The organism is Caldicellulosiruptor sp. F32 (genome assembly GCF_000404025.1).
Classification (GTDB): domain Bacteria; phylum Bacillota; class Thermoanaerobacteria; order Caldicellulosiruptorales; family Caldicellulosiruptoraceae; genus Caldicellulosiruptor; species Caldicellulosiruptor saccharolyticus.
Map to the genome: position 1 here is coordinate 1 of NZ_APGP01000065.1, position 6,756 is coordinate 6,756.

Sequence of the window (6,756 nt, forward strand, 5' to 3'; positions counted from 1 at the left end):
AGTTTGATGGTATCCTACTCATTTACCCAAGCCCCTCTTCTTGCTACTACATATGCTGCAGCTATATCCTTTGTCACCATAAATTGCGGCGCGTACTTCAGCATACCTATCGAGGTGTATGCAGGGTCTACTTCTATAACCTCTATCCCTTCTCGCTTTGCTAAAAGTTTTACTTTCTCCAGAAGTAACTTGTACCCAAAGTAATGCCTTATCCATCTCGATTTTCTACCTGAAAAAGTCTCATCTTCTTTCCCTGTGCTGTATGCTAAGGTTCTCAATCACTATGGCTTTTTGTTTCTCCTTTGCCATCTGTACTAAAATGTAGGCATACTGCCACCTGTAATACTCCTTCTTATCAAAGCTGCCACTTTCAAGCTTCTCAAGTGGTATTCTGCCATATCCCAGAAGCTGTCCGTGCTCATCTGTTTCTACCCATGCCACATTCTTGGGATATGCGTTCGTGTCTATCCCCACAGCTCCATTTGGTCTTGTTATCTCAAACTCTGGAAAACCCTCTTCAATCGTGAAATAGGCATACATTACTTTTCATAGTTGTCTTCAATTGTTAATTTCTACCGCTATGTAAGACCTCTTTTCAGCAATAAGCTCATTTTGAGTTTATAAAAATTACAAAAACTGCTATACAAACATTGCTATAAATACATGTCGCTTGTTTACATCAAGCTGTTAAATATGTAAAGGAGTCTAAACTTTTGCAATTTGTTTGTATACTTTGAATTATTGCTGCATAAATAAGCATATATTTGAAATTAAAATTTATTCACATGCATATGCAAATATATTTATTTTGACTAAAAGTCATGTTTGTCGACCTTCAATGCAAAAATTTTGAGATTCAATTTGTATGCGATTTCATTTAGTCATAGCAAGATTTTGATAAAGTTGTTAGTAACAACTGGATAGACGGAAGGATTCGATAGGTTTTTATCGCTTGATTTTTCTGGGCTGATTTGAGTTTTCCATAGATGTTTCGATATAAAAACATTGACAGGGGTGTATAATCTTGATATAATAAAATCAAGCTCTTTGACGTATTGTAGCCTCCCCGTTGGGGATTGAAACGCATACATCATTGCTGCTTTTTGTTGCCTCTCGTCTAATTGTAGCCTCCCCGTTGGGGATTGAAACTATTGCTACAATTTCAAGTGGTTCATACCCATTTTCGTTTGTAGCCTTCTCGTTGGGGATTGAAATTGTTCGCTACCAAACATAGGTACGATACTCCACTTTACGCATATAAAATTCAATTAAAGGCAGATAACCGCATTGGGTTAATTTGAAAAATCCGATGGGGATTTTGTTTTTTTCATGGGAATTGTGTAATAGAAGCAGGGATAAAAAAGAGAATACCCTGAGTTGGTAAGAATCTTGTTAATCAAAAATACCTTAAGTATAAAACGTAAGATTGCAAAGTTGAAAAGATATACGAACTTTTATAACTTCTGCTTAAAAGGATTTGTTTACAGAGTAGAAAGCTAAAGTACAGTAGGCCATCTTGACAAAGGATTCAGAGCATCACTATTCCTATGAAAAGATAAAAACAAAAGAAGTGTGGTAATTTATTTTCCTATGAATAGAAGGGGATAAACCCTGTCTTTTGTACTCTGGTGTGTACAAACCAATATATTTGGTGCCAGATTTGTCTAAATGTTTGGTTGTGGCTCTAATTCCAACTGGGAGTAGAAAATTATGTGCATGTTTGGTTAATATTTCTTTTAGCGTATTTGTTTTTATATTTCAATCAAAGAAAGAAATCTGCCCAGTTCTATGTTCCTCAATTAATAATTTTCTATTAGTATAAAATTGATTAAATTTTTTAAGTTTGTATTCGAGGCTATTTTCATCAAGCCCTCTCAAATCTTCCTTAGGAAAAAATTCTATAGCTTGGCGTTTGACATAGTTGTATCTGCTATTTTTGTTATTTGGTCGTTGAATAATTCTGTGCACAATTTCATATGCTATTGAAGCTAACTCATACTTATTCTTATTGGTGCTGTTATAATGTAGGCAATTCACCACACAACCAAGAATTATATCAATAAGTTGAATAAACTGAGAATGAACAGGATCTCCTTTTTCTGATCTATGGTCAGAATCTAAAAAGATAATTTGGGGATTATTAAAATAAATTTTATCTTCTTCCGATTCTATTTTATATATGGAATGCCAAGAAAAGTACTTATGATCCTCTAAATTGCCTTTATCATGATAAATGTTGTCAACTATAATAGCATCATATTCAGAAAAGAATCTTTTTAGAGCCTTTTTTATTGCAGTTCTAAAAAATCTATTGTATATTGTCGAATGTCTATCCTGCTGTTCTTTTGGTCCAAATTTATTTAAATCTAATTTAGACAAATTAATGCCTAAAATATAAAAATAAATTTTTTCTTTGTCTTTCACCCAATATTGTACCCAATTACGAGCAATTTTAAATTTTATTGTATTACTTGTTTCTTCATAATGAATTTCTGAATTATTTAGTTCATGATATTTACAATAATTTGAACAGCTCCCCCACACCTTTGGAGGATCAGCTAAGCAACGTAAGTTGAAAAGATCTTCGGAAAGGTCATTAGAAACAAACTCAGGTACTATTAACATCCCTATATATGACCATTTCTCGTATATACCTAATTTTGCTATCTTTAATGAACATTCTTTAACTTCATCACAATACAAATTGAGAGTTATACTCTTTTGCTCTTGCATCATTTTTTGACCACCTTATATTTTTTCTTTTACAGTATTCCTTCTGCATTTATTCTTTAAATTTACAAATATTATTTTACTGCAAAAATTTATAAAATAAAAGAGTTATTATTAAAGAATGAAATTATTTTGAAGCCAGATAGTAAATTTTTTACATTAACTTAAAACTGTATTTGGGATTGCAAACATACAATTTTTTATAGTATGATATAACTTAAAGAACATCTTTCGTGATGATAGATCCAGCCACAACGGTTAGGAGAAGAGATAAAAATGCGAAAGCCTTGGTCTATTTCCACAACTGTTAGAAACCCCGAAAGATTAAGAGGATTTTTGCAAGTGTTATCTGAGTTTGAAGGAATGAATTTTGATGAGAACGTTCAAATTCAATATCAGATACGATTAATACAATACAAACTCTACAGACCTATGAATTTACCTGAAGATATAAAACGTGGGTTTGATGACCCCGCAATTAAAAAAATAGATTACAAAAAAGCTAAGAAGATTTTTGATTTACAAAAATATAAAGATCCTTCTATGCGTGGTCGGCAGTCTGTAAATCCCTTGAACAAATTAGGATTTGCAATTGCCAAAAAAAGCTTAGGCAAGATTAGAATAACTGAGTTGGGAAGAAAATTTTTAGATGAAAATAACGATGTCTCCGAGATACTTTTCAAAAGTCTTCTTAAATTACAGTACCCAAATCCTTTTAGTAGCGATTTTAAAAGCAGAGATGGCTTTGATATCATTCCTTTTATAGTAACTTTGAAGTTTTTCTATTTGTTAGAAAAACAAACGCAAATAGAAGAAATTTCAAAAAGAGAATTTTGTTTATTCATTCCAACCCTCATTAACTATAAAGAAATAGAAAATCAAATTAACCAGCTACTTGATTATAGAAGATCAAAAAATAAGAGAGATTTTGAAGTACATTTCGTCTCTAAGTTTTTTGGTTCAGCTAAAAATATTGAGACTAAAATCAACAATTTGTTTGATTATGGAGATAACATCTTACGATTTTTTCTTCTTACAAAATGTTTTACCGCTAAAAAAAGTGAATTTGGACAAGTTGCCAGTGTAAAACTTTCACAAGATAGAAAAAAGGAAATCGAAGAATTACTAAATATGTTTGAAGGAAAAGCAATAAGCTTTTCTAATTTAGATGACTACATCGAATATATGACTGATATCACAAAACCTGAATTGCCGTGGGAAAAAAATAAGAATAAACTTATTGAGATGGCAGAAAGTATCCGGAAAGATATTTCACAGCAAATAGAAAGCAGTAAAATTGCAATAAATGAATACTCTAAAATGGTTTTAGGAAAAAACTTATTTGAGTTATCTGAGGAAGAATTGAAAAAACATATCAATGAACTGAGGGCGATAAAATCCAAAATTAACGAAGCTAAAAAGGCTCATATCTTAAAATATAACTTTGCTAAATTAGACGAACATATTAAAATACTAAGGAATAAAGAATATTGGAAGGAATTAGAACCAGCCGATTTAGAACAAATAATATTCGAGCTATTGTTAATTATTGATAGTGCAGAAAAAATTGAATCAAATGCTATTAAAGATGATGAAGGAAATTTTATAAATTTTGCACCAGCTAAAAAACCTGATATTGAATTTTTCTTCAAGGAATTTGCTGGAATTTGTGAAGTAACACTAAACAAAACTCAATATCAATGGATTCAAGAGGGATATCCTGTATTAGATCACGTGGCAAAATTTATGAATCAATACCCTAATTATACTAATTTTGTAAATATTTTTATTGCTCCAAAAATACTTGATAATACCTATTATAATTTTTTCATTGCTTTAAAATACGGATTTAAGAGTAAGAAAATCAGAATTATCCCTTTAAATTTTGAACAGTTTACTATGTTCACAAAAGTGCTTCAAAGCTATTTTGAAAAGTTCAATGGTTTAAATTCAAACTTAATTTTGACCCTTTGTAATGATATATTTTACACAATGGAAAATTTAGATGACCACTCAATGATATGTAGTTTAATTGACAATAAGCTTTATAGTCTATTTTAGGAAGGTGACCCAAATTTGATTTACAATACAATTTTACATGGTGATTGTGTAACGATTATGAAAGAACATATTCCATCGGAAAGCATAGATTTAATTTATGCTGACCCACCTTACAATTTGTCAGGCAGAGATCTTATACTAAAAAATAACAAGACTGGTGGTCCATTTTATAAAATGAATGAAGAATGGGACAGCTGGGATTATGACAAATACTGTGAATTCACTTATAATTGGCTTTTAGCCTCATATTCTGTCTTGAAAAATAATGGTAGTTTGTATATTTCTTGTACTTACCATAACATTGGAGAAGTTATATTTTTAGCAAAAAAGATAGGCTTTAAATTAAACAATATATTGACATGGGTCAAGACAAATGCTATGCCAAATATTACTAAACGTACATTTAAACACACAACAGAATTTGTTTGTTGGTTTGTTAAAGGCCCTGGATGGAAATTTAACTATAATGAAATTAAAATGCTTAATCCAAGAAAAACAAAAGATGGCTCTGTTAAGCAAATGGATGACTTTTTTGATTTCTTTGAAATGCCTCTTGTTCAAGGAAAAGAAAGAATTAAGTTAGACAATGGCAGAGCCGCACATCCAAATCAAAAACCTGAAAAATTGTTGGAAATAATAATTACCGCTTCAAGTGATGAAGGAGATATAGTATTAGATCCTTTTTTTGGAACAGGAACAACTGGTGTTGTTGCTGAGCGTATGAATAGAAAATGGATTGGAATTGAAATAAACGAAACCTACATTGAAATTGCCAAAAAGAGAATTGAAGAGGAGAGAAGAAAAAATGTGCAAAGTACATTTATTTAATGATGATTGTTTGAATGTTCTAAAAAAGATAGAAGACAATAGTATAGATCTGATTTTTGCTGATCCTCCTTACAATTTGTCTTCAGAAAATGCTCTAACCACGAGAGCCGGTAAACCAGTAAAATGTTATAAAGGCGAATGGGATAAAATAGATGATATATTTGAGTTTAATCTAAGGTGGATCGAGCAATGTGTCAGAGTACTTAAAGAAACTGGAACTATTTGGATTTCTGGAACATTGCATAATCATCCTATAATTGGAACTATTCTGAAGCAGTTGGGTCTCTGGATTATCAATGACATTATATGGTTTAAACCTAATGCAACTCCTTTACTTTCAAGAAATAGATTTGTTCCATCTACAGAATTGATCTGGGTTGCAAGTAAAAATAAAAAATATTATTTTGACTATGAGATGGCACGAAAGCTTAATGGAGGCAAACAAATGAGAAACTTATGGGAAATTCCTGCTCAAAGGCATAAGACTCCTCATCCTACTGAAAAACCTGAAGCATTGTTAGAAAGGATTATTCTAATAGGCAGTAAAGAAGGGGATGTGGTCTTAGATCCTTTTATGGGCTCTGGAACAACTGGCGTTGTAGCTAAATTGCTTAAACGAAACTTTATTGGAATTGAAATTGATCCAGTATACTTTGAGATTGCAAAAAAACGTATTGAGGAAGAAAAGCTTATTCAGCAAACTTTTTCAAATTTTCTTTAAAAAGGCTGCTTTACTTTCTTTCGCTAAAAGTAGCCTCTTTTTCTCTGTTAGTTTCTGTACAAATACTGAAATAATTTCCTCAAATACGTACCCAAAATTTAGAATATTAAAAACCCACCTGAAAAGCCTCAAGTTCAACTATCACAAACCCATCTTAATAAAAGATGTATTTTATGTATCCTCACCTGCCTTTATAGAAATCGCTGCAAGTTTTACAACTCCTTCGTGCACATCCTTGAACTGCTCAATCAGCTTGTCAACAGAACGAATCTGTTTTTGGAAGACATCTTTAATTGATGAAAGAGTTTTAAAGTACTGCAAAGTAGTTTGAGTTTGCAATTTTAATGTATTATTTATATTCAAAATTTTTTCTTGCTGGTTTGAAATTTCAGATGATATCTTTGATATTCTCTCTT

4 protein-coding genes and 2 pseudogenes are annotated in these 6,756 nt (G+C 31.3%); 3 read left to right on the forward strand and 3 right to left on the reverse strand.

Going from position 1 to position 6,756, the window contains the following annotated elements; translation table 11 throughout:
• Window positions 1-17: 17 nt before the first annotated feature.
• Together H964_RS06560 and H964_RS06570 are read right to left on the reverse strand one after the other, a co-directional pair.
• A pseudogene (locus H964_RS06560) lies at window positions 18-543 on the reverse strand (IS200/IS605 family accessory protein TnpB-related protein); the annotation flags it as partial.
• 1,215 nt (window positions 544-1,758) lie between these two features.
• The gene (locus H964_RS06570) at window positions 1,759-2,733 is read right to left on the reverse strand and encodes a hypothetical protein (RefSeq protein ID WP_156823668.1); all 975 of its coding nucleotides are present in this window, start codon (window positions 2,731-2,733) and stop codon (window positions 1,759-1,761) included.
• Between the two features lie 273 nt (window positions 2,734-3,006).
• On the opposite strand from H964_RS06570, the gene H964_RS06575 reads away from it, so the two are divergent.
• Genes H964_RS06575 through H964_RS06585 form a run of 3 tightly spaced genes read left to right on the forward strand, consistent with a single transcriptional unit; the run spans window position 3,007 to window position 6,340 of the window.
• Window positions 3,007-4,791, forward strand: a complete 1,785-nt coding sequence (locus H964_RS06575; RefSeq protein WP_039765893.1) for an AlwI family type II restriction endonuclease — start codon at window positions 3,007-3,009, stop codon at window positions 4,789-4,791.
• Between the two features lie 15 nt (window positions 4,792-4,806).
• On the forward strand, window positions 4,807-5,619 hold the full coding sequence (locus H964_RS06580) for a DNA-methyltransferase (RefSeq protein WP_039765895.1): 813 nt from the start codon (window positions 4,807-4,809) through the stop codon (window positions 5,617-5,619).
• Entirely contained in the window at window positions 5,597-6,340 is a 744-nt protein-coding gene (locus tag H964_RS06585) for a DNA-methyltransferase (RefSeq protein ID WP_039765897.1), read from the forward strand. Before H964_RS06580 ends, H964_RS06585 begins: the two co-directional genes overlap by 23 nt.
• Window positions 6,341-6,511: 171 nt before the next feature.
• On the opposite strand, the pseudogene H964_RS12510 reads toward H964_RS06585, so the two are convergent.
• Window positions 6,512-6,756: pseudogene (locus H964_RS12510) on the reverse strand (methyl-accepting chemotaxis protein); the annotation flags it as partial.

What these genes read in the sequence shown, in the direction of transcription:
- H964_RS06570 (WP_156823668.1), bottom strand. Translation starts at nt 2,733, where the DNA reads ATGCAAGAGCAAAAGAGTATAACTCTCAATTTGTATTGTGATGAAGTT.
- H964_RS06575 (WP_039765893.1), top strand. Translation starts at nt 3,007, where the DNA reads ATGCGAAAGCCTTGGTCTATTTCCACAACTGTTAGAAACCCCGAAAGA.
- H964_RS06585 (WP_039765897.1), top strand. Translation starts at nt 5,597, where the DNA reads ATGTGCAAAGTACATTTATTTAATGATGATTGTTTGAATGTTCTAAAA.